General features: G+C 69.9%; 19 protein-coding genes. 7 read left to right on the top strand and 12 right to left on the bottom strand.

The genetic code is table 11. The features are described 5' to 3' along the window. Position 1 precedes the first annotated feature (1 nt). Positions 2-997 carry an adenosyl-hopene transferase HpnH gene (gene hpnH, locus VFF46_RS03200; RefSeq protein WP_325035509.1) on the top strand — a complete coding sequence of 332 codons (996 nt, stop codon included), beginning with the start codon at positions 2-4 and terminating at the stop codon, positions 995-997. A gap of 97 nt (positions 998-1094) precedes the next feature. After that, entirely contained in the window at positions 1095-2468 is a 1374-nt protein-coding gene (locus VFF46_RS03195) for a protein kinase domain-containing protein (RefSeq protein ID WP_325035479.1), read from the top strand. Positions 2469-2510: 42 nt separating this feature from the next. Here the strand turns inward: VFF46_RS03195 and VFF46_RS03190 are convergent, their stop codons facing one another. The 3 genes from VFF46_RS03190 to VFF46_RS03180 form a co-directional block, all read right to left on the bottom strand. Continuing rightward, on the bottom strand, positions 2511-3557 hold the full coding sequence (locus VFF46_RS03190) for an ABC transporter substrate-binding protein (protein ID WP_325035478.1): 1047 nt from the start codon (positions 3555-3557) through the stop codon (positions 2511-2513). A gap of 30 nt (positions 3558-3587) precedes the next feature. Beyond that, on the bottom strand, positions 3588-4361 hold the full coding sequence (locus VFF46_RS03185) for an ABC transporter permease (RefSeq protein ID WP_325035508.1): 774 nt from the start codon (positions 4359-4361) through the stop codon (positions 3588-3590). Positions 4362-4459: 98 nt separating this feature from the next. After that, positions 4460-5299, bottom strand: a complete 840-nt coding sequence (locus VFF46_RS03180) for an ABC transporter ATP-binding protein (RefSeq protein WP_325035477.1) — start codon at positions 5297-5299, stop codon at positions 4460-4462. A gap of 113 nt (positions 5300-5412) precedes the next feature. On the opposite strand from VFF46_RS03180, the gene VFF46_RS03175 reads away from it, so the two are divergent. Continuing rightward, complete coding sequence (locus VFF46_RS03175; RefSeq protein ID WP_325035476.1) at positions 5413-7050, top strand: sensor histidine kinase; 1638 nt, start codon at positions 5413-5415, stop codon at positions 7048-7050. Beyond that, a complete protein-coding gene (locus VFF46_RS03170; protein ID WP_325035475.1) occupies positions 7047-7727 on the top strand; it encodes a response regulator in 681 nt (226 codons plus the stop codon). Before VFF46_RS03175 ends, VFF46_RS03170 begins: the two co-directional genes overlap by 4 nt. Here VFF46_RS03170 and VFF46_RS03165 read toward each other — a convergent pair. From VFF46_RS03165 to VFF46_RS03130, 8 genes are all read right to left on the bottom strand, one after another. Continuing rightward, positions 7724-9943: a hypothetical protein gene (locus VFF46_RS03165; protein WP_325035474.1), complete on the bottom strand. Its 2220-nt coding sequence runs from the start codon at positions 9941-9943 to the stop codon at positions 7724-7726. The genes VFF46_RS03170 and VFF46_RS03165 overlap by 4 nt on opposite strands. Before the next feature lie 67 nt (positions 9944-10010). After that, entirely contained in the window at positions 10011-10223 is a 213-nt protein-coding gene (locus VFF46_RS03160) for a hypothetical protein (protein ID WP_325035473.1), read from the bottom strand. Then, positions 10220-11008, bottom strand: coding sequence for a hypothetical protein (locus VFF46_RS03155; RefSeq protein ID WP_325035472.1), 789 nt, complete (start codon positions 11006-11008; stop codon positions 10220-10222). The genes VFF46_RS03160 and VFF46_RS03155 overlap by 4 nt, the downstream gene beginning before the upstream one ends. A 127-nt stretch (positions 11009-11135) precedes the next feature. After that, the gene (locus VFF46_RS03150) at positions 11136-11702 is read right to left on the bottom strand and encodes a Chromate resistance protein ChrB (RefSeq protein ID WP_325035471.1); all 567 of its coding nucleotides are present in this window, start codon (positions 11700-11702) and stop codon (positions 11136-11138) included. A 12-nt stretch (positions 11703-11714) separates the two neighbouring features. Next, complete coding sequence (locus VFF46_RS03145) at positions 11715-12428, bottom strand: VIT1/CCC1 transporter family protein (RefSeq protein WP_325035470.1); 714 nt, start codon at positions 12426-12428, stop codon at positions 11715-11717. 86 nt (positions 12429-12514) lie between these two features. Then, entirely contained in the window at positions 12515-14002 is a 1488-nt protein-coding gene (locus VFF46_RS03140) for an amidohydrolase (RefSeq protein WP_325035469.1), read from the bottom strand. Continuing rightward, positions 13999-14607: an FMN-binding negative transcriptional regulator gene (locus VFF46_RS03135; RefSeq protein ID WP_325035468.1), complete on the bottom strand. Its 609-nt coding sequence runs from the start codon at positions 14605-14607 to the stop codon at positions 13999-14001. Before VFF46_RS03135 ends, VFF46_RS03140 begins: the two co-directional genes overlap by 4 nt. Positions 14608-14711: 104 nt before the next feature. Continuing rightward, positions 14712-16385, bottom strand: a complete 1674-nt coding sequence (locus VFF46_RS03130) for a helix-turn-helix domain-containing protein (protein WP_325035467.1) — start codon at positions 16383-16385, stop codon at positions 14712-14714. Between the two features lie 145 nt (positions 16386-16530). On the opposite strand from VFF46_RS03130, the gene VFF46_RS03125 reads away from it, so the two are divergent. Together VFF46_RS03125 and fes are read left to right on the top strand one after the other, a co-directional pair. Continuing rightward, positions 16531-17892: a M14 family zinc carboxypeptidase gene (locus tag VFF46_RS03125; protein ID WP_325035466.1), complete on the top strand. Its 1362-nt coding sequence runs from the start codon at positions 16531-16533 to the stop codon at positions 17890-17892. Next, positions 17882-19084 (top strand): enterochelin esterase, encoded by a 1203-nt coding sequence (gene fes / locus VFF46_RS03120; RefSeq protein WP_325035465.1) that lies wholly within the window; start codon positions 17882-17884, stop codon positions 19082-19084. Before VFF46_RS03125 ends, fes begins: the two co-directional genes overlap by 11 nt. A gap of 29 nt (positions 19085-19113) precedes the next feature. Here fes and VFF46_RS03115 read toward each other — a convergent pair whose 3' ends face one another. After that, positions 19114-20289: an amidohydrolase gene (locus tag VFF46_RS03115; RefSeq protein WP_325035464.1), complete on the bottom strand. Its 1176-nt coding sequence runs from the start codon at positions 20287-20289 to the stop codon at positions 19114-19116. Positions 20290-20431: 142 nt separating this feature from the next. Here VFF46_RS03115 and VFF46_RS03110 point away from each other — a divergent pair. Beyond that, positions 20432-21661: ABC transporter substrate-binding protein (locus VFF46_RS03110; RefSeq protein WP_325035463.1), on the top strand; the 1230-nt coding region annotated here is incomplete at its 3' end.

The raw sequence follows: 21661 nt of genomic DNA, 5'->3' as shown, positions 1-21661 counted from the left end.
CATGCCACTGCGGCAGTCCGTCCGCCTGGGCGGATACCTGATGAAACAGAAGCTCCGCCGCCGGGAGAAGTTCCCGATCCTGCTCGAGCTCGAACCGCTGTACGCCTGCAACCTGAAGTGCGCCGGCTGCGGCAAGATCCAGCAGACCCACGACTGGCTCAAGCAGCGGATGCCTGTCGAGCAGGCGGTCGCGGCGGTCGAGGAGTGCGGTGCACCGATGGTGTCGATCGCCGGCGGCGAACCACTGATGCACAAGGAGATCGACGAGATCGTCCGGCAGTTGCTGGCCCGGAACAAGATCGTCTTCCTGTGCACGAACGCCGTACTGCTGCCGAAACACCTGCACAAGTTCACGCCGCACAAGAACTTCGCGTGGATGGTGCACATCGACGGACTCCGCGAGCGGCACGACAAGTCGGTCTGCAAGGACGGCGTGTTCGACGAGGCCGTGGACGCGATCCGGCAGGCGCAGGCGGCCGGCTTCCGGGTGATGACCAACACGACCTTCTTCGACACCGACAGCCCGCAGGACGTGATCGACGTCCTCGACTACCTGAACGACGATCTGAAGGTTGACAACATGCAGATCTCGCCGGGGTTCGCGTACGAGAAGGCGCCCGACCAGGAGCACTGGCTCGGCCCTGAGGAGACCCGGCAGTTGTTCCGCAAGGCGTTCGGCGACGGGCGGCGGAAGAAGTGGCGGCTGAACCACTCGCCGCTGTTCCTCGACTTCCTGGAGGGCAAGGTCGACTTCGACTGCACCGCCTGGGCGATCCCGCTGTACTCGCTGAAGGGCTGGCAACGACCCTGCTACCTGATGGACGACGGGTACGTCGAGACGTACCAGCAGCTCCTCGACGAGACCGACTGGTCGAGTTACGGCCGCGGCAAGGACCCGCGCTGTGCGAACTGCATGGCGCACTGCGGGTACGAACCGACCGCGGTGGTCGCGACCCTCGGCTCCCTCCGCGAGTCCCTGCGGGCCGCGATCGGCTAGCCACGAGCGGTGACGGGGGGCGCCCGTCGGGTCACGCCTTGTGCAGCGAGTAGCCTGACCGTGGACTGGCGGACGGCGTGGTGGGGTACAGGGACGGATGTTGATCGGCGAGCGGTACCGGCTGGGAGCGTCGCTGGGGCGTGGCGGCATGGGTGAGGTGTTCCGGGCGACCGACGAGTTGCTCGGGCGTGACGTCGCGGTGAAGATGCTGCTGCGGTCCGGCCAAGACCCCTCGGCTGCTGAACGGTTCCAGCGCGAGGCGCGAGCCGCGGCGCGGTTGAGCGACGCGCACATCGTGGCGGTGTACGACTTCGGGCAGTACGACGACAACTTCTTCCTGGTGATGGAACTCGTCGAGGGCCGTTCGGTCGCGGGCGAGATCACCGAGGACGGCCCGGTGCCGTGGGAGCGCGCGATCACGATCGTCGAGCAGGCCGCGGCCGGCCTGGCGGCGGCGCACGCGGAGAACGTCGTCCATCGCGACATCAAGCCGAGCAACCTGATGATCTCCGCGGACGGCGTGGTGAAGGTCGCGGACTTCGGGATCGCGGCGCTGCCCGGCGCGGAGACCAACGAGCTGACGATGACCGGGCAGATCATCGGCAGCCCGCACTACCTGTCACCGGAGCGCGCGCGGGGCGAGAAGGGCGGCCCTGAGTCGGATGTGTACGCGCTGGGCTGCGTGCTGTACCAACTGCTCACCGGCCGGCCGCCGTTCATGGGTGATCACCCGACCGCGGTCCTGTACCAGCACGTCGACGCCGACCCGGTCCCACCGAGCCGGCTCCGCCCGGAGCTCGCCGGCCCCTACGAGAGCCTGCTCCTCCGCATGCTCGCCAAGGACCCGGCCGACCGCCCGACCGCCGCCGAGCTCACGTCTGTCCGGACGGCGGCCGAGCGCTATCCAATCGCCGCGCTGCCAACCGTCGCGCAGGCCGCCCTCGCGCAGTCCACTCAGGCGATCGCGGCACCGCTCGTAGCGTCGGCGCCCGCGCGACCCGCTCGTGAATCCGGCAAGCCCCTCCTGATCGCCGTCGTCGCCGTACTCGCGGTAGCCGGCGCCGTCGCGGCCGGCCTCGTCCTGCACAACACCGGAGGCAAGAACCCGCCGACCGTCGACGTAGGCCCGCCGCCGAGCGCCACCAGCGGTACGCCGACGACCACGCCGACGACCGACCCGTCCAGCACCGACACCGCCACCAACGCAACCCGCCGTACGACGGACACCCCGTCCTCTATCGCGTCAACGCCGAGCAGCACCCCGTCGTCCACACCGTCCATCCCGACGACCACCCCCAAGACGACGCCCTCCACGACCCCGTCGAAGCCCACCACCACTCCCACCAGCACGCCCACGAGAACCCCCTCCTCACCCACCCCGTCGTCCACCCCCACCTCGACGCCGCCAAGCACCACGCCGCCCCCCACCACCTCGACCACACCGCCACCGTCGAGCACGCCAACGCCGTAGGCGCCCGCGGGGGGAGCGGGCGCCTACTTCGGGGGGAGGGGGCTACTTGGTGTTGGTGGCGAAGTCCGTGGTGTAGGTCTTGCTCAGGTCGATCTTGTCCTTCTGGGACTTGACCGTGTCGCTGAAGGTGCCGAGCACGTCCAGGACGGTCTCCGGGCCGCCCTTCGGCATCACGCCGTCGGTGGTGAACATCGGCGAGGAGTCCTTGATCGACTTGACGTACAGGGCCTTGTCGGCGCCGGCGTAGTCGGCCGGCATCTTGTCGGCGATCTCCGCGGGGGAGTGCGTCGAGATCCACTGCATCGTCTTCACGAACGCGTCGGCCACCTTCTGCACGGTGTCCTTGTTCGCGTCGACGTACGCGCAGTCCATGTACAGGGATGCGGCCGGGTACAGCCCGCCGAGCGCGGCCTTGGTGCCTTCCTCGGTGCGCATGTCGATCAGCACCTTGCCCAGGTTCTTCGAGGTGATGGTGGCGATCGTCGGGTCGGTCGTCATCCCGGCGTCGATACCGCCGTTGGTGAGGGCGGCGACGAACGTCGACCCGGCGCCGGCCTTGACCGTCGTGTAGTCCTTCGTGGACACGCCGTTCTTGGTGGCGAGGTACTGCGTCAGGTAGTCGGTCGACGAACCGGGCGACGTCACGCCGAGCTTCTTGCCCTTGAAGTCCTTGGCCCCGGCCAGCGACGCGGCCTGCTTGTTCGAGACCACCTCGGCCTCGCCGGGTACCTTGGCCAGCTGTACGACGCTCTTGATGCACTTGCCCTGCGCCTGCAGGGTGATCGTGTGGTCGTAGAACCCGACGACGCCCTGCACCTGACCGGCGACCAGGGTGTTCTCGGCGCTCGCGCCGGACGGCTCGTCGGCGAGCTTGACGTCGACCCCGGCGTCCTTGAAGTACCCGAGCTGCTGGGTGAGCATCGCGGGCAGGTAGATCACCTTGTTGATCCCGCCGATCATGATCTTGACCTGCGGGGTGCCGTCGGCGGAGGTGGTGGTGGCGGTGCGGGAGTCGCGGCAGCCGGCCAGCGCCAGCGCGGCGACGGGCAGGAACGCGACCGCGGCAACGGTCAGTCGGTTGAGACGCATGCGAGTTTCCTTTACAGAAGCAGGGGAAGATCAGGCGGTTGCGGTCTGGGAGACGCTGGAGGGACGCCAGGCCGTCAGCCGGGCCTCGGCCTTGGAGATCAGCCATTCGGCGCCGAGCGCGATCACCGTGGTGACGATCATCCCGGCGTAGATACCGGCCGCGTCGAAGTTGCCCTGGGCATGGTTGATCAGAATGCCGAGGCCCTTGTCGGCGCCGGTGAACTCCCCGACGATCGCGCCGATCAGCGCGAACCCGAAGGCCACGTGCATCGACGCGAGGATCCAGGACGTGGCGCTCGGCAGGATGATCGAGCGCATCAGGTCCCAGCGCGAGGCGCCGAGGATGCGGCCGTTGTCCACCAGCACCTTGTCCACCTCGCGGGCGCCCTGGAAGGCGTTGAAGAACACCGCGAAGAACACCAGCACGAACGCGGTGGCGACCTTCGAGGACAGCCCGAGGCCGAACCAGATCACGAACAGCGACGCGAGCACGATCCGCGGGATCGCGTTCGCCGCCTTGATGAACGGTGCCAGGACATCGGCCAGGAACCGGCTGCGGCCGAGCAGGACGCCGAGCACGACGCCGGCGACCGTGCCGAGGACGAACCCGGCGACCGCCTCCTCGAGGGTGACCGCGATGTTCGACCAGATCGAGCCCTGCGAGGTACCGACGGTGAACCAGTCCACCAGCTTGGCCCAGATCCGGCTCGGCATCGAGTAGTAGAACGGGTCGATCACGGTGCGCGCGGCGAGTTCCCACGAGCCGAGCCAGACCGCCACCAGTGCGATCCGGACGACGTGCACCAACCAGGGGGGGCTGCCCGGTGCGGCCACGCAGGAACGCCCACGCGCCGGTGTTCCGCGGTACGGCGTCCGGCGCTGCCGTGGCCGGCGTACGGGTATCAAGCGACATGCGAGGCTCCTCGGGCTCGGGTGATCTCGACCTCTTCGCGCAGGCTGTCCCACACGCGCCGGTAGAGCTCGGTGAACTCCGGCGTCAGCCGGATGTCCTCGACCTTCCGCGGCCGCGGCAGGTCGATCGCGACCTCGTCCTTCACGGTCGCCGGGCCGGCCGTCATCACGACCACCCGGTCGGCGAGCGCGATCGCCTCGGTCAGGTCGTGGGTCACGAACACCACGGCGGCGCCCGTACCGGACCACAGCCGCAGCAGTTCGTCCTGCATCAGCTCCCGGGTCTGTACGTCGAGGGCGCCGAACGGCTCGTCCAGCAGCAGCAGCGACGGCTCGGTGATCAGGGTCTGCGCCATCGCGACGCGCTTGCGCATGCCGCCGGACAGCTGGTGCGGGTAGCGGTCCTCGAATCCGGTCAGGCCGACGCGGCCGATCCAGTCCTGGGCACGGCGTTCGGCGTCGGCCTTCGCGACGCCGCGGTACCGCAGCCCGAGCGCGACGTTGTCCAGGACGTTCTTCCAGGGCAGCGTCGCGTCGGTCTGGAACATGTACCCGACGCCGTCCGGGATCCCGGAGACCGGGCGGCCGTGCACCAGGACGTGGCCGGACGAGGCGGGTTCCAGGCCGGAGACCAGGGACAGGGTGGTGGACTTGCCGCAGCCGGTCGGACCGACGACGGTGACGAACTCGCCGGCGCCGACCTCGAGGTCGACGTCGGTGATCGCCGTGAACGCGCCCCGGTCGCGGGTCGCGAAGCGCTTCGTGGCCTGGCGCAGCGCGATGGCCGGGCCAGCGGTGCCCGTGCTGGGCTTCGGTGTGACAGGGGTCATGGCGGAAGACCGTAGGAGCGCGCCGCCGCCGCCGGAACCCTTGCGCTCGTTGTGGTGGCTAGCCGCACAACTCGCGTTCTGCGCATTCTGCTCACGGGCCGTATGGTGGACCGATGGCCACCGTAACAGCCGGTTCCACGCGGCTCGGTCCGCGTTCCTGGCGACTGCGGACCCAGGCGATCGTGTTCCAGGCGGCGTTGCTGACGAGCATCCTGCTGCTCTGCCTGGTGGTGTCCGGCCTGGTACTGCGCAGCGACCTGGAGGGCCAGTACGAGCAGCGCGCACTGGCCGTCGCCCGGTCCGTCGCTCAACAGTCCGGCCTCGCCGGGCTCGTCACCACGACGAAGCCGAGCCCCACCGGTCCGGTACAGGTCGCGGCGGAGCGGGTCCGGGTCGCGACCGGCGCGCTGTACGTCGTGGTCACCGACGACGCGGGCATCCGGTACAGCCACCCGACGCTGACCGAGGTCGGCCAGCGGGTCAGCACCGACCCGTCGGACGCGCTGTCCGGCCGCGAGGTGGTCGCCGTACAGGAAGGCACGCTGGGCGACTCGGCGCGCGGAAAGGTTCCGTTGCGGACCCCGGACGGCCGCGTGGTGGGGGAGGTCAGCGTCGGGATCTCGATGGACGACCTGAACCTCCGGCTCCGGCAGTTGGTGCTGCTGCTGGCGCTGATCATGGTCCCGGTGCTCGGGCTCGGCATGCTCGGCGTGGTCACGCTGGCCAGACGGCTCCGGCGTACGACGCTCGGCCTGGAGCCGGAGGAGATGGCCGATCTGCTCCGCGAGCATGCGGCCGTCCTCGGCGGCGTCCGGGACGGCGTACTGGCGATCGACGACCGGGAACGGGTCACGGTCGCGAACGACGAGGCGGTCCGGCTGACCGGCGGTGGCCCTATCGTCCGCGGCCGGCAGCTGGACATGTCAGGTGCCCCCGAGGAGATCGTCGAGCTGTTCCGGCTCGACCAGGCACCGACCGGCGCGCTGCGGGTGATCGACGACCGGGTCCTCCTGGTGACCCGGCTCCCGGTGCGGCGGGACGGCCGGGACCTGGGACAGGTGCTGATCCTGCGGGACCGCTCCGACCTCGACGAGCTGGGCCGTGAGCTCGAAGCGACCAGGGCGTTGACGGACGCCCTGCGCGCGCAGGCCCACGAGTACACGAACCGGCTGCATTCGCTGGCCGGGATGCTGCACGTCGGGCACGTCGACCAGGCGCTCGAGTACCTCGACGACCTCCGGGTCTCCGCGACCCGGCCCGACGGCGTCACCGATCCGTACCTGGTCGGCCTGCTGACCGCGAAGACCGCGGCCGCCTCGGAGGCGGGGGTCGAGCTGCGGACCGGCGACTCAACCTGGGTCGACGGCCGCCTGCGACGCCCGCTGGACACCGTGACCGTGGTCGCGAACCTGGTCGACAACGCGATCCGCGCCGCCGCCGAGACCACACCGGCGCAGCGCCGCCCGGCCTGGGTCGAGATCACGCTGGCGTCGTCCGGCGAGGACCTGATCGTGCACGTTCTGGACAGCGGCTCCGGGGTGCCGTCCGGCGCCGACGTCTTCGGGTACGGCGTCACGTCGCGGGCCGCGGCCGACGGGCACGGGATCGGCCTCGTACTGGCCCGGCAGACGGCCCGCTCGCACGGCGGCGACGTCCTGCTGGTCGATGCCGGTGGCAACGAACACGGCGCCGTCTTCACCGCCCGGCTGCCGGGTGTGATCAGCGGCCGGACGGACGGAGGCAGTCGATGAGCAGGATCGGCGTACTGGTGGTCGACGACGATTTCCGGGTGGCCGGCGTGCACGCGTCGTACGTCGAAAGGGTGCCGGGGTTCCGGGTCGTCGGGGTCGCGCACACCGCCGCGGACGCGATGCGGCTGGCGGAGGAGACCGAGCCGGAGCTCGTGCTGCTGGACGAGTACCTGCCGGACGCGCCCGGTTCGGCGATCATCCGGACGCTCGGTGCGGCGGTGATCGTCATCAGTGCGGCCGACGACGCGGAGACGGTCCGGCGGGCGGTCGCGCTGGGGGCGATCAACTACCTGGTCAAGCCGTTCCCGCCGCAGGTGCTGGCCGATCGGCTGGCGGCGTTCGCGCGGTTCCGGCAGCAGGTCGACGGTGACCGGCGGCTCGACCAGAACGCGATCGACCGGGCGTTCGGCACGTTGCGGGAGGGGGACTCGTCGGCCGGCGCGCTGCCCAAGGGCCGCTCCGCGGTGACCGCGGATGCGATCCGGGACGCGCTCCGGGGCGCCGGCGAGCCGCTCACCGCGGCCGCGATCGCGGACCTGACCGGCGTCTCCCGCGCCACCGCGCAGCGCTACCTGTCCGACCTCGTCCGTGCCGACCGGGTCGAACTCACCCTCCGCTACGGCACCACCGGCCGCCCCGAACACCGCTTCGCCTGGCGCGGCCGCCCGCGCGGCTAAACGACGACCACTCGGTCCACGCCGGGTGGTAGGTGTAGGACGATTCGGGTTGGGGGTTCGGCCCAGGTCGTGGTGTGCCGGACTTCCAGCGTGCTGCCGACAAGCTGGAACCGCAGGGTCATCGGGCCGTAGAGCGTCGGCATTCCCTCGAACACGGTCTCCTGATCCGCGGAGATCCAGGCGCTGGGACAGAGCCGGAGCAGATGTAGCTCACCCGGCATGATGGCATCGTCGATCACCGCGTGCCGAGCCGCCCAGACGATCAGCGGCTGCACGCCGACCATCCCGTACATCCCGTGCCGATGCTCACCGGCGATGTACGTCTGCGGCGAGATCGCACCGGTCATCAGGCCGTACAACCCTTCCAGAAAATGCTCACGATCGCCCAGTTCCCAACTGTGGAACAGATTCCAGCTGTAGCAAGGCTCCGCACTGCTCTGCTCATGATCGAGAACCACCCGATCCAGCGCCGTATGATGCGCCGGATCGAAGTTCGCCGTGTTCGGCCCCACCCGGAAGTACTCCACGAACGACCGCATCAACGGATCCGCCGCCGGCATCAGCCCCGCCCACACCGACATCAACGCGCCGCCGTCGAACAGCTCCAGCTCCGGCCAGGCGCTCTCCGGCCCGTAGAACTTGCTCGGCAGCACCGGCCACGCCGTACCGTCCGAATCCGTCCACGTCGGCGCTTCCGCGGTCCGCAGCGCACGGACGTACGCCGCCCTGAACCGCTCGCCGACCTCCGCGAACTCGGCGGCCCGCGGATGCCCGATCCGCCGCAACAACTGCACCGCGCTCGTCAGGCCCCGGTACGTCCACGCCTGGATCGACACCGACTGCTGCTCGACCCCGGTGTCGTTCGCCTTCGCCGGCGGCATCAACCCGGCCACCGCCGGATGGTCGACCGACGCGCACGCCCGGGCGATGAACTCACACGCCTGCACAACCGGCTCGATCCACCGCGACACGAACGTCTCGTCGCGGCTCAGCAGCGCGTGCCGCGCGACCGCTTCGAGGATCGCGCCGTGGTCGCTCAGCCAGTCGAACGACTGCAGGCTCAACGGCGTCGCGAAGAACCCCGCGTTCGACATCCCGTCGTACGCCGACCCCGGCGGCCGCCGCACGCCCTGCGAGGCGCGGTACAGCTCCAGGTGGGACGCGACCAGGTCGTGGTGGCCGAGCAGGTCGAGGAACATGTGGCTGACCATCGACGTCGGCGTACTCCACAGCACGTCGTACCCGAACGACCCGGTCAGGAACGTGGGCAGCCCGGTGTCCGGGCTCTGCTCCGCGATGATCTCGGCCAGCTGGACACTGCGCCGGAAGAACTCGTCGACGTACTTCTCGGGCGTCCGGATCACCGCCGCGGTCCGCGGTTCCCAGTACGCCTCGGCCTCGGCGAGCGCCCCGCCGTACCCGAGCGCCACCTCCTCGTCGACGGGGCCGGGCAGCATCGGCAGCAGCACGTCGACGTACGCCCCGACGCGCGCCTCGAGGACGATCTCCAGGTCGTACACGCCGGGCGCCGTCATCCGGAGCGACGTCCCCGGCGCCACCAGCCGAACGTTGCCATCGGCATCGACAACCCGATCGCCGTGCAACTCCAGCGCGCCGTCGAGCGGAGCGGCCGACGGCGTCACCTGCATCGTGATCCAGGCCTCCTGCTGCTCCGGCGGATCGACCACGTGCGTCAGGAACACCTTGCTCAACCGCAGCGCGAACCGGAACTCCTCCGGCGGCCGTACGTCGTTCACCTGCTCGACCTCGAACCGCGTCCACGCGTAGATCGGCTCCAGCGCCGTCTCCACGTCCCGCCCGCCGGCCAGGTGCGCGAACGTCGACTGCCGTAGTACGAGACCCTCCTGGCGCCGGTGTTCGGTCCAGAGTACCGGCGTCGCGGTGTCCGTCCGCCAGCCCTGGATCCCGACGCCGAAGTCGGTGCGGTGCAGGTACTGCGGCGTGGTGGGCATCGGCGGGATCCGCCCGCGGTCCGGCATCACCACGGTGAGCTGGAAGTCCCGGCCGCGGTACGGCGCCAGGTACGGCTTGAGCGTGGGGGAGTCGCTGGGCGGGAGCGCGACGGCCGGCTGGCAGACCGTCGTGCCGTTGTAGAACACGTCGAACCGGAACAGGTGTGACGGCCGGCCGACCGGTGTCCAGACCTGTCGCTGCGGAGCCCACCAGGTGAGCGCCTGCTCTGCATTCGGGTCCATCAGGAGCTCCTTCCGGTATCCAGGAAAAGTCTTCGGGATACCGGAAGGAGATGCAAGAGGGTGCCGGTTACTTCTTCCGGACGTCGATCGCCAGGCTGATGCTGAACGCGGCGATTACCAGGACGCCGCCGAGCAGCGTGAGCGCGGTGTCGTTCAGCGCGCCGGTGAGCATCACGACCACCAGCACGGCGAGCGTCGTGACGACCGCGGCGGCGATCTTCCAGTCGTCGCCGATGATGAAGTCGTACCAGAACTGGCCGAAGGCCTTCAGATACTTCACTTCTGCACCTCCACGGGAACGACGGGGGCCGCGACGGCGGGCTTGCGGAGGATCGCGATGAAGACCCGGCTGAGCACCAGCCAGGCGGCGATCAGGACCAGGATCATCAGGTCGTGGCCCGGCCAGTTGAGGCTCTCCCGGCCGTGCCGGAAGATGCCGATGCCCTCGACCGACCAGTACGTCCCGAAGGACGCGAGCAGCAGGCCGACGCCGTACTTGAGCAGGTTCTCGTTGATCATCGACAGCGGCCGGCGGAGCGCGACGGCGATCGCGAGCACGACGACCACGGCGGCCGCGGCGCCGCCCGCGGCGACCGGGATGTTCTTCGCGTTCAGGCCGAAGGTGAGCACGATGAACACGACCTCCATGCCCTCCAGGAACACGCCCTTGAACGAGACCATGAAGCCGAACAGGTCGATGCCGCCCTTGGACTCACCGGCCGCCTTGGCCGCCTCGACCTCCTCGCGGTAGATCGCGTCCTCGTCGTGCACGGACTTGCGTCCGGACGATCTGAGGATCGCCTTCCGCAGCCACTGCAGGCCGAAGATCAGCAGCAGGCCGCCGATCGCGAGCTGCAGCGCCGACTCCGGCAGCCAGGTCGCCAGCGCGTACCCGGCCGCCAGGGTGACCACGGCGAGCACGGCCAGCGCCGCGAACGTTCCGGCCATCGCCGACCGCCAGCCGCGGGTGTACCCCATCGCCATGACGATCGTGGTGGCCTCCACCATTTCCACGAAACACGCGACGAACGTCGCGATGATCAGTCCCCACGTTGCCGCGTCCATCTCTCACATCCTCCACTGCGAATGAAACATATGCTGCACGAAACGATAGTTACACAGTATCGAGGTGTCAACGAAACGCCAAGACCCGGCCGAACGTCCGCCGGCCGGGTCTTCGGGGGAGCTGAGGTCAGGCTTCGCCTTCGGTGCGGTCGTAGACGTCGGCTTCGAACTCCTCCAGGAGGCGTTCGCAGTCGGCGACCTTGCTGCGGGCGAGGTCCTTGCCGTCGGCACCCATCCAGTCGCGGCCCTCGACCTTGGCCAGCCAGCGGCGGAGTTTCTCCAGGTCCTGCCGGATCTCCTCGGCCTCCTCGAACGTGTAGTTCTCCCGGAACCGCTCGAACTCGATCTCCTTGACGAACTTGGTGTCGCACTCCTCGACGATCTCGGCGTACTCCTTGGCCGACTGGTCGAGGAAGCCGTCGGCGAACTGCTGCCGGACGTCGTCCTCCACGTCGGTGAGCGTCAGGAACACGCTCGACCCGCCGAGCTCGGTCACCCGCGCCCGCACCTTCTCCATCCCGGCGCGCAGCTCCTCGCGGTCGGGCAGTACGCAGACCGCCTGCTGGACGTAGAACCCGCCGAGCCGTTTCAGTTCCCGCCACACCGCCACCCGGGCCCGCGAGGAGTCGCTGGGCACCTTGTAGATCAGCAGGAGCCAGCTCTCCGGCTTCTTGGTGGTACGTCGGGTCGCCATCAGACCAGGTTACTAGGACAGCCCGGTCCCGACCGCGAGACCGATGGCGAACGTCACGGCCGCCGACAGCCCGCCGAGCAGCAGTTGACGGCCACCGCCGTACCAGAACGGGCGCGCGGTGATCTTGCCGACGATGCCGCCGGTGACGACCAGGCCGAGCGCGCTCAGCAGCAGCGCGGGCAGGATGCTGCCGGCGCCGAAGACGAACGGGATCAGCGGGATCAGCGCACCGACCGCGAACGCGGCGAACGACGAACCGGCCGCGACCCACGGCGAGGGCAGGTCGTTGGGGTCGACGCCGAGCTCCTCGCGGACGTGTACGTCGAGCGCGACCTCGGGGTTGGCCGTCAGCTCGCGGGCCACCTCGGCGGCCAGCTCGGGCCGGAGTCCCTTGGCCTCGTACATCAGCGCGAGCTCGCGCTCCTCCTCGACCGGGTGGATCTCCAGCTCACGCTTCTCGACGGCGATCTCGGCCTGCATCAGCTCGGCCTGGGACGACACCGAGGTGAACTCGCCGGACGCCATCGAACAGGCACCGGCCACCAGCCCGGCCAGGCCGGTCATCAGGACGACCTTGCCGGTCGCGCCGCCGCCGACGACACCGGCGACCAGCGCGAAGTTCGACACCAGGCCGTCCATCACGCCGAACGTCGCGGGCCGCAGCCAGCCGCCGGTGACGTCGCGATGGGAGTGGTGGATCTCGGGTTCCACGACTTCCGCGGTCATCAGAACTTCCCTTCCGCACTGAGGTGAGCCTTGCCGAACTGAGGTTTGCGTAACCTCAGTTAATCTGCATCACCTGTTACATCAGTTTATTCGTTACCGAAATCATCGGCAAGGAAGGTCACCCTGCCGGCCACCAGCGTTGCCAGTACAGGCAATGCGCGCAGGTCGGCGTTGGACAACGTCGCGGGGTCGGCGGGGACCAGCACGAGATCGGCGGGGTCGCCAACGCTGAGTTGCCGCCGGCCACCAGTTGCGGCCCGGAGGGCGGCGTGCAGGGGGATCGCCTGCTCGACGTGCCACGGCGGCCGGTCGTCGTCGGTGCGGTGTACGGCGTCGGCGATCGCGTGCCAGGGATCGGGTTCGGCAACCGGGGCGTCGGATCCGAGCTCGAGTGTCGCCCCGGCCCGGAGCAGCGAGCCGTACGGGAACGCGGACCGGTCCGGCCAGTGCCGATCGGCGACGTCGCGATCGCTCATCGCGTGCTGCGGCTGGATCGACGTGATCAGGCCCGGCCGGGCGAACCTGGCCGCGTCGTCGGGCCTGACCAGTTGGGCGTGCTCGATCCGGCCGCGGCAGCCGACCCGGTCGAACGCGTTCAGCGCGATGGTGTTCGCGTGATCGCCGATCGCGTGCACGGCGGGGTCGAGGCCGTTGCCAGCGGCAAGCGTCATCAGCGAGACCAGGTCTTCTTCGTCGATCAGCAACAGCCCGTGCTGCTCCCCGGCGTCGGCTTCCGGGTACGGGTCGTGGCAGTACGCCGTCCTGGTGTTCAGCGAGCCGTCGGCGACCAGCTTGAACGGCCCGACCTCGATCAGGCCGTGACCGCCCGGCACCGGGTGACCGGTGCGCAGCCCGAGTTCGATCGCCTCGTCCAGCCAGGGCCGCCAGATCGAGGTCTTCACCCGCACCGGCACCGGTCCCTGTTCCGAGCGGCGCAGCCAGTCGGCGCGGTTGTCGGCGTACTCGAAGTCGATGATCGAGGTGATGCCGCGGCGGGCGGCGGCGCGGGTGGCCTCGAGGACCCAGCGGTCGACGAGTTCGGGCGGTACGTTGCGGGACAGTTCGTAGTTCACCTGGATGCAGTCCTGCTCCCGCAGTACGCCGGTCTCGTCCTCGCGGCCGAGGTGTTTGAGCAGGGCGGGGCTCAACCAGATCGCGTGCAGGTCCTGGCTGATCACCGCGACCCGTACGCCGGGCAACGCCGACTCGAGCAGATCCTTGTGCGGTGGGGTCGTCCACAGGCCGTCGCGGAAACCGTGTGCCATCACGACATCGCCTGCCGACAGCGGCGGACGGTCCCGCAGCGCGGCGGACACGAGTTCGACGGCCTCGGTCGCCGACCGGGCGCGCTGGACGTCGATCCGGCGGCGCCGTTCGGCCCATTGCGCGGTGTGCACGTGGCCGTCGATCAAGCCGGGGAGGAGTGTGGCGCCGCGGTGGTACAGCACCTCGTCGCCGGTCTCCGGGACCAGGTCGCCGATGGCAGAAAGTCGATTGTCGACAATCCGCACGTCGACAATCGGGCCGTCGCTGCCGAGCCGGATCTGCCGCAGAACGATCGGCTTCGCGGTCATTGGCCGACCCCGTAGGAGCGCATGGTCGCGGCGAGTTCCGGGTTGCCGTGCACCGGGTCCGCGTCGAGTCCGGCCAGCACTCCGGCCTGGTCGGCTGCGGGTTTGTCCTGGCTCAGCTTGGCTTTCGCGACCACGCGGGACGGCACCAGCCGGAACCCGGTGGTGTGCGGGGCGAGCCGTTGGGCGTACTCCGTCACCTGGTCGAGCCGGAACGGGTTCGGTCGCGCCTGCTCGTAGTGGTCGACGGTCCGGCTGAGCACGTCGTACGTCTCGTCGGCGGTGAGCAGGTCGGGACGGCCGTACAGGTGGCAGACGACGAAGTTCCAGGTCGGGACGTACGGGCCGCCGGCGTACCAGTCGGGGGTGATGTAGCCGTGTGGGCCTTGGACGATGACGACGACCTCGTGCCGGCCGAGTTCGTGGCCGTCGGCGTCCGTACGGGCGAGGTGGCCGACGATCGACTGGTCGGGTTCGAGGAGGATCGGGGCGTGGGAGACCACCAGCCCGGTTGGGAGGTGGCTGACCAGGGTGACCCAGGAGTGACGGGTGACGAGGTCCTGGATGCGGGCGGGGTCGGTCAGGGCGTAAGCGGGGTTCTCCAGCATGCGAGAACCGTAGGTTTCCGGCACCGGCCCCGGCTTTGTCGCGCGGGCAACGATTGCCCCCCGCCTGTTGTCGGACCCGACAGGCCACCCGATCAGCCCGCGGGTCAGTCGATCAGGCGGAGGAGGCGGAGTTGCAGCCAGGTGGCGAGGATCTGGTCGCCGTCCTCGAGCGACAGGTCGAACATCGTCTCGATCCGCCGGATCCGGTACCGCATGGTGTTCTCGTGGATGTTCAGCGCCTCGGCGGCCCGGACCGCGTCCCCGAACGAGCTCAGGTACGTCAGCAGACTCTCGGCGTACTCCGTCCCGTGCAGCTGATCGTGCTCACGAATCGCGCGCACCGGCCCGAGCAACTGCCCCTCGACGGCGGCGCCCTGGTTCGCGACCATCCGCAGTACGACCTCGGTCCGCACCTGTTCGACGCTCGCGACCCGCGGCGTGGGTTCGCCGCGGGAGGACCGCCCGCTGAGCACCGCGAGCACCCGGTCCGCCATCGCCCGCGACTCCGGTACGTCGGCGAGCCCGGCGGCGCAGGACCCGATGCCGACCAGTACGTCGAGATGCCCGGAGCGCTGGATCGTCGCCGCCAGATCGTCGGCCAGCTTGAGCAACCGCGGGGACGGCTCGTCGGTGGTCCGGGTCGGGAGCAGCGCGTAGACGACGCCGGAATCCGTGACACACAAGGCGCTCGAGTGCCACGCCTCGCAGTACAGCGTGACCAGGTCGACGATCCGGGACGCGGCCAGGATCGGCTCGACGTCGTCGCCGACCGGCGCGATCACCAGCACGATGCTCGACGTGTCCGGCTTGATACCGAGCTGGGCCGCGGCGCTGCGCGGCGCGACCGCGCCGTCGAGCAGCAGCCGGAGTGCCTCGGTACGCCGGGCCCGCTCGGGATCGCGTTGCCCGCGGGCCCGGAGCAGGTGCAGCGTGGTCGCCCGGGCGGCGTCGGCCAGCACGAGTTCGGCGCGGGCGACCACCGGCGGCCGGTCGGTCAGCACCCAGATCAGCCCGAGTGCCTCGGTGCCGGCCCGGACCGCGATCGCCATCCGGCTCGCGTACTCCGGCGCGGGGCTCTCGAAGTACACCGGGCTCTCCGAGCGCAGCACCGCCTGGTACTCCTCGTAGTTCGTCGGCCGGTCCGGGGTCTGCCGGCCGAGGATGCCGAGCCGGCGGATCTCGTCGATCTCCTGGTGCGGGAGGTTCGAGTACGCGATCACCCGGCCGGTCGGGTCCTCGATCGTGATCGCGCCGCCGACCGAGGTGGCGATCGCGTTCGCCAGCGCGAACAGGTCGCCGAGCCCGATCGCGGCGAACCGGTCGGTGGCATCGGAGAACGCGGGCGCCTTGCTGGAGCTGATCAACGCGTCGAGGTGCCGCCAGGCCATCTCGTCCGGAGTGGTCAGCAGCGCGACCCCGGTCTCGTCGGCGGCCTGGGCGAGCCGGGTCAGATCGTCGCCGAACGCCTTCACTACAACGGCTCGGTAGCCGGCCGCCCTGGCGTCATGGACGGCGTCGACGGCCTTGGCCGACGGGCTTCCGGTGAGCAGCAGGATGCCCGCGTCGGCGGGCGGCAGCGGCTCGCCGGGTCCGTGGACGACGACCTCGCGGACGTGGTCGGACAACCGGCCGCCGGCGGTGATCACGTGCAGCGCGTGCGGGCCGAGATTCTCCACGATCCGGTCCAGGGTGCGGTCCGGCGCGTCGGCGGGTGGTTCGACGGGCACGACAAAGGTCGCCGACGGGATCGACGTCTCCGGGCTGGACCGACCGTGCATACAGCGAGAATAGACCTCCTGGCCGGGATCGCTTTGTCGGATCCGACAAAGCGATCGCGCAATCTGGTGGGCTGGACCAAGGCTCTCGCGAGGTCCGCCGACCCACCATGAGAGGCCCGTCCGGACGATCGAGGAGGCGACCCGGGTGCTGCCTGCCTGGCTGGAGACCGAGCTGCAATCCGTCCCGGAGATCGCGGTGTTCAGTACCGCCGACGAGCTCGTCGCGGACCTGACCCGCCTGCACGATCTCCACCCCGCACTGACCTCGTTGCGCCGGATCGGGACCTCCCGGCTCGGCGACCCGCTGTTTTGCCTGACGATCGGCTCGACCGGCCCGGACGCGCTGGTGTTCGGGCTGCCGCATCCGAACGAGCCGATCGGCGGCCTGACCGCGCTGCATCTGGCCCGCCGGCTCTGCACGGACGACGGACTGCGGGAACGGCTCGGGCATCGCTGGCACATCGTCGCGTGTATCGACCCCGACGGGCTCCGGCTGAACGAGGGCTGGCTCAAAGGCCCGTTCACCCGCGAGCACTACGCGCGGAACTTCTACCGACCGGCCGGCGACGAGCAGATCGAGTGGACCTTCCCGCTCGACTACAAGACGGCGTACTTCGACGAGGTGCTGCCGGAGACGGCCGCGCTGATGCGGGTGATCGACCAGGTCCGGCCGCAGCTGATGTGTTCGCTGCACAACACCGAGGTCGGCGGCGCGTACTACTACCTGTCGCGGCCCGAGCCCGAGCTGCACGGCGTACTGCAGGAGATCCCGGAGCGGCTGGGGCTGAGCCTGGATCGCGGTGAGCCCGAGTCGCCGTCGATCGAGCGGTTCGCCGACGGGATCTTCCGGATGCCGGACATCGAGTCGATGTACGACTACTACGTCGAGCACGAGGACCCGTTGCCGGAGAAGTTCGGCGGGAACAGCAGCCACTCGTACACCCGCCCGTACGGCACGCTGACGCTGCTGAGCGAGTTGCCGCACTGGGACGACGCGCGGGTGAGCGACGCGTCGCCGACCACCACGTCGTACTCCGAGGTCCTGCGCGAACAGGCGGCCGGGTTCCGTGAGCTGGTGGGGTGGATGGAGGAGATCCTGGCCGCGACCGGGGACGAGCTGACCGCGGGGTCGGCGTTCGTCCGGGCCAGCCGGTACTACGCGCGGGCGCTGGCGCCGTCGCCGGACGGGATCGAGAAGCGCGCGGCGGAGCCGGAGGCACAGCGACCCGCGACGGTCGCCGAGCTGGCTTCGGTCCGGGACTCGGTACACATGTTCCGCCTCCGGTACGCCGGAATGTTGCTCCGGGCCCTCGACGGAGAGGTTGCCATCGGCAACGCGACGCCGGCGATCCGGGCGGCGCAGCGGCGGCTGGCCGCGCAGTACGACGACTGGCTCGCGGACGCGGCGGAGGCGGCGTCGATGGTGCAGATCCCGATCGGCTCGCTGGTCGCGTCGCAGTACGCCGCGTTGGTCGCGACCGCCGACCACCTGACCCGTGCCCGTTAGCCCGCGCATCGAGCAGCTCCGCTCGGACCTTGCCGGAGGTCCCGGCGTACTGGCGCGTTTCTGGGCCGAGGTGGCGCTGACCGGCACGCCGTTGATCGAGCCGTACGACGAGGAGCAGCGGCTGGTCACGTTCCTGTGGAAGGAGGAACGGCCGGTCGACACGGTCGCGGTGATCGGCGGACCCGCGTTGTGGTGGGAGATCCCGGACAACCAGTTGGAGCGGCTGGACGGTACGGACGTCTGGTTCCGCACCTACGTGGTCCGGGCCGATCACCGGGCGCGTTACGTGCTCTCGCCGGGCGATTCCTTGGAGCCGCTGGCCGCCGCCGGTACGCCGGAAGCCGTGGCGCGGGCGGCGACGTTCGTACCGGACCCGCTCAACCGGTCGCCGTTCACGCTTCCGGGTGTCGCGGGCGATCCGGTGAGTCCGCCGCAGCGCTTCTCCACCTTCGCGCTCGACCGGGCGACGCCGCGGGACTGGTGCGCGCCGCGAGCCGCCGTACCGCGGGGCGCGATCCGCGAGACGACCGTCGCGTCGGAGGTGCTGGGGAACGAGCGGACCGTCTGGCTCTGGGAGTCGGCCGTCCAGGGACCGGATCCGGCGCTGCTCGTGTTGCTGGACGGGCGGGACTGGAACGAGGCGTTGCCGATCTTCCCGACGCTCGACAACCTGGTCGCCGCGGGGGAGTTGCCGCCGCTGGTCGCCGTACTGCCGGACAGTGTCGACTTCACGACAAGGGCTCGCGAGTTGCCTTGCAATGAAGGGTTTCTGCAGTTTCTTACGGACGAGTTGTTGCCGTGGGCGCGGAAGCGGACCGGGGCGACGGGGGATCCGCGGCGGACGGTGATTTCGGGAAAGAGCTACGGGGGTCTGGCGTCGGTGTTCGCCGGGGTGCGGCGGCCGGATGTGTTCGGGACGGTGATCGCCCAGTCGGGATCGTTCTGGTGGAGCCCGCCGGGCGAGGAGCCCGAGTACCTGCTGCGGCAGGTCGGCCGGGAGTTGCCGGTGCGGTTCTGTCTGGATGTCGGCCTGCAGGAGGGGGATTGGATGATCCCGCAGACCCAGCGCCTCGCGGCCGCCCTCGAGCAGTCCGCCGACGAGGTCGTCTACCGCGAGTACAACGGCGGCCACGACCTGAACTGCTGGCTCGCCGAACTCCCCACCGAACTCCGCTGGGCGTTCGGCACGTAGAACGCCGCCTACCGCGGGGCGTTCGTTGGTCAGGCCCACCAGTCGCGGCCGTTGATCGTGCCGACGCGGCGTTCGTTGTTCCAGCGGAACACCTCGCGGCCCTGCTGGTACGCGAGTTCGACGCGCTGCATCGGGTCGAGCGGGTCGCCGGACCAGACGCACAGGTCGGCGTCTTTGCCCGGGGCAAGGGATCCCAGCCGGTCCGCGATCCCCAGCGCGCGGGCGGGGTTGAGCGTGACGGCGCGCAGCGCGACGTCGCGGTCGAGCCCTTCGCGGACGGCGTACGCGGCCTGGACGATCAGCAGGTTCGCCGGGATCACCGGGTGGTCGGTGACCAGCGAGAGCTCGATGCCGGCCTCGGCGAGCAGCCGTGCGTTGCGGAACGCCCGGTTCCGGAGCTCGACCTTTCCGCGGCCGACGATCAGCGGGCCGAGCAGCACCGGGATGTTGCGCTCGGCAAGGAGTTCCGCGACCAGGTGCGCCTCGGTGCCGTGGTCGATCACCAGGTCGTAGCCGAACTCGTCGGCCAGCCGGACCGCGGTCCGGATGTCGTCCGCGCGATGGCAGTGCTGCCGCCACGGGATCTCCCGCCGCAATACCCGCCCGAGCGCCTCCTTGCCGAGGTCGACCGGCGTACCGTCGTACTGCCGGGCCTCGGCCAGCGCCTGCCGGATCACCGCGGCGATGCCCATCCGGGTGGCCGGCAGCCGGCCCGCGTCACCGTGGTACCGCTTCGGGTTCTCGCCGAGCGCGGACTTCATCCCGGCGGGGGAGCGCAGCACCATCTCGTCCACGGTCCGGCCGGTGCAGCGGACCGCGACGGTCTCGCCCGCGATCGGGTTGCACGAGCCGGGGTTGATCCCGACCGCGAGCACGCCGCCGCCGACCGCATCCCGGAACCCTTCGTCCGCCGGGTTGATCGCGTCCAGCGCGCGCAGTTGCGCGGTCACCGGGGTGGTCGCCTCGTCGTGGTCGTCACCCGCCCAGCCCTCGCCCTCCTCGAGCGTGCCCATGTGGGTGTGCGCGTCGACCAGCCCTGGCAGCACCCAGCGGCCGCGGGCGTCGACGACGGTGGCGCCTTCCGGTACGTCGACCGCGGCGCCCACGGCCACGATCCGCCTGGCGTCGATCAGCACCGTCCCGCCCGGGATCGGTGGTCCGTCGATCGGGACCACGGTGGCACCACGGATTGCCAGCATCGTCATGGTCTGCATCCTGTCCGGATCGACCCCGCTTTGAGGCTGTCGATCTCGACAACATCACCCCGGCGAATCTGACCTGCCCGATAAGGCTGCCTGTTCGCGATGCCGCCCAGGATGGGGCAGACCGATCCCCTGGAGGCCCCTGATGACCGGAATTCCCGCCAGTTCCGCGGCCCGTGTGCGGCGGCGCGTGGTCGCCGTACTCGCGGCCTGCTCGATGCTGGTGCTCGCCGCCTGCGCCGGGAAGAGTTCGGCCTCCGACGGGGACAAGAGCTTCTCCGTCGGCATCCCGGCGTTCTTCGTGCAGAACCTGACTCCGGGCAGCTCCGGCAGCAGCTACGTCGACTACGCGATCTGGTCGCCGCTGACCAGGGTCGACGGGCAGAGCGGCAAGCTCGAGATGCTGGTCGCGGACTCGATCGAGTCGGCCGACAACACCACCTGGACGATCAAGCTCAAGTCCGGCTGGACCTTCCAGGACGGTACTCCGGTGACCGCGCAGTCGTTCGCGGATTCCTGGAACGCGACCGCGCTCGGTGCCAACGCGCTGACCAACAACGCGTCCACCTCGATCTTCGCCGGGTACGCCGCGATGAACCCGCCGAAGGGCAAGCCGGCCGCGAAGACGTTGTCCGGCGTCCACGTCGTCGACAAGTCCACGCTGAAGGTCACGCTGGTCAAACCGAACGCGCTGCTGCCGTACATCCTGTCCTCGACCACGTTCGCGCCGCTCCCGGCGAGCGCGGCCAAGGACCTGAAGAACTTCGGCACGCACCCGATCGGGAACGGCCCGTTCAAGACCAGCGGCTGGGACACCGGCGCGCAGGACATCAAGCTCGAGCGCTACGACGGGTACGGCGGCACCAAAGCCCTTGCCAGCGGCATCGACCTGCACGTGTACCAGCAGACCGGCGCGATCTACACCGACTTCCAGGCCGGCACGATCGACCTCGCGCTGCTGGACGGCGCGGACCTGTCGAAGGCCAAGAAGGACACCCCGAGCCAGGTCGTCGACGTCCAGTACCCGGCCGTCGTGTACCTGAGCTTCCCCTTGTACGACAGCCGGTTCGCGAATCCGCAGCTGCGCAAGGCGATCTCGATGGCGATCGACCGGGACGCGATCGTCAAGTCGCTGCTGGCCGGCAACGCGAAGGCCGCCACCGGCCTGGCGCCGCCGACGCTCACCGGCGGCGGTGAGGCGAAGTGCGATGCCTGCAAGTACGACCCGCAGCAGGCGAAGGCCGCGCTGCAGGCGGCCGGCGGCTGGAACGGCCCGATGACGCTCTACACCTACCAGGACCCGACGAACGAGAAGGTGCTGCAGGCGATCGCGAACCAGCTCCGGACGAACCTCGGCCTCCAGAAGGTCAGCTTC

Origin of the sequence: Kribbella sp. (assembly GCF_035655035.1) — a bacterium.
Classification (GTDB): domain Bacteria; phylum Actinomycetota; class Actinomycetes; order Propionibacteriales; family Kribbellaceae; genus Kribbella.
Note: the sequence above shows the minus strand (reverse complement) of the source record. Positions and strands in the feature narration are given on the sequence as shown.

Excerpts from the sequence above, each read along its gene's own strand:
- hpnH (WP_325035509.1), top strand. The coding sequence starts at position 2 with ATGCCACTGCGGCAGTCCGTCCGCCTGGGCGGATACCTGATGAAACAG.
- VFF46_RS03195 (WP_325035479.1), top strand. The coding sequence starts at position 1,095 with ATGTTGATCGGCGAGCGGTACCGGCTGGGAGCGTCGCTGGGGCGTGGC.
- VFF46_RS03190 (WP_325035478.1), bottom strand. The coding sequence starts at position 3,557 with ATGCGTCTCAACCGACTGACCGTTGCCGCGGTCGCGTTCCTGCCCGTC.
- VFF46_RS03180 (WP_325035477.1), bottom strand. The coding sequence starts at position 5,299 with ATGACCCCTGTCACACCGAAGCCCAGCACGGGCACCGCTGGCCCGGCC.
- VFF46_RS03175 (WP_325035476.1), top strand. The coding sequence starts at position 5,413 with ATGGCCACCGTAACAGCCGGTTCCACGCGGCTCGGTCCGCGTTCCTGG.
- VFF46_RS03170 (WP_325035475.1), top strand. The coding sequence starts at position 7,047 with ATGAGCAGGATCGGCGTACTGGTGGTCGACGACGATTTCCGGGTGGCC.
- VFF46_RS03165 (WP_325035474.1), bottom strand. The coding sequence starts at position 9,943 with ATGGACCCGAATGCAGAGCAGGCGCTCACCTGGTGGGCTCCGCAGCGA.
- VFF46_RS03155 (WP_325035472.1), bottom strand. The coding sequence starts at position 11,008 with ATGGACGCGGCAACGTGGGGACTGATCATCGCGACGTTCGTCGCGTGT.
- VFF46_RS03150 (WP_325035471.1), bottom strand. The coding sequence starts at position 11,702 with ATGGCGACCCGACGTACCACCAAGAAGCCGGAGAGCTGGCTCCTGCTG.
- VFF46_RS03145 (WP_325035470.1), bottom strand. The coding sequence starts at position 12,428 with ATGACCGCGGAAGTCGTGGAACCCGAGATCCACCACTCCCATCGCGAC.
- VFF46_RS03140 (WP_325035469.1), bottom strand. The coding sequence starts at position 14,002 with ATGACCGCGAAGCCGATCGTTCTGCGGCAGATCCGGCTCGGCAGCGAC.
- VFF46_RS03135 (WP_325035468.1), bottom strand. The coding sequence starts at position 14,607 with ATGCTGGAGAACCCCGCTTACGCCCTGACCGACCCCGCCCGCATCCAG.
- VFF46_RS03130 (WP_325035467.1), bottom strand. The coding sequence starts at position 16,385 with ATGCACGGTCGGTCCAGCCCGGAGACGTCGATCCCGTCGGCGACCTTT.
- VFF46_RS03115 (WP_325035464.1), bottom strand. The coding sequence starts at position 20,289 with ATGACGATGCTGGCAATCCGTGGTGCCACCGTGGTCCCGATCGACGGA.